General features: G+C 62.0%; 1 protein-coding gene and 1 pseudogene. Both read right to left on the bottom strand.

The features are described from left to right. On the bottom strand, positions 1-212 hold a 212-nt coding region (gene gspM / locus ACRXB1_RS37070), incomplete at its 3' end, for a type II secretion system protein GspM (protein WP_449494910.1). Then, positions 209-676: pseudogene (gene gspL / locus ACRXB1_RS37075) on the bottom strand (type II secretion system protein GspL); the annotation flags it as partial. The pseudogene gspL and the gene gspM, both read right to left, overlap by 4 nt. Between the last annotated feature and the right edge of the window lie 122 nt (positions 677-798).

Below are 798 nucleotides of genomic sequence, written 5' to 3' on the forward strand. Positions count from 1 at the left end.
TCATTGGCCTGCGCCGTCATTTGCGCGAGCTGGGCCTGCATGCGCGGGAGCGATTCACGCAAGCGCGCGCGGCCTTCATACGCGGGCGCCCACAACACGAGATACACAATGACGATAGCCAGCGCAGCGCCGCCCCACATCAGGATGGTCTTTTCGCGCTGGGTCCGGGCGGACCAGAACTCGTTTGCGGTATCGGTGATTGCCTGTTTCATTGGCCGCTCCTGACGGACCACTTGCCCGTGTTGGTGTCGATCGCGCCCGTTAGTCCGTTCGCAACCAGACGCCGTTGCAAACCAGGATCGACCTTGGTTTCAGGCTTGAAGGTCACGTCGAGCTTCCTGTCGTGGTAATCCAGCGCCGCGATGCCGTTCACCGGAATGGGCCCGAGCGCGCGTGCGAATGAATCGGCGATGGACAGGAAATCCGACGGCGACAATTGTCCCGACGCCAGCCGCAGCCGGTCGAGCTGACGCGTCATCTGGTCGGGTGCATCGAGCACGACGGTGGTTTTCGGGAACGTGTTCAGCAGCAGCTCGGTCATCTGCGCATTGATCGCGTCGCGTTGGCGCGCGAGCTGGATCCACTGAATGTTGATCCCGATCATCGACACGATCAGCGCCCCGGCCAGCAGCGCCACCGGTACCTTCAGGCGCCGCATGGTCGCGCGGTCCCGTTTAGTTGGTTTGTTTTTTCGACGTTACCGCGTTGCGCAACTCATTTAGCGAGGACCGTGCCAGCGATGGTCAATCTCAATGCCATCATGGGGTCGTGCGTGGCGGGTGCCAGCGGCAAATCTGC

The sequence above is a fragment of the Caballeronia sp. M23-90 genome, from assembly GCF_053574605.1.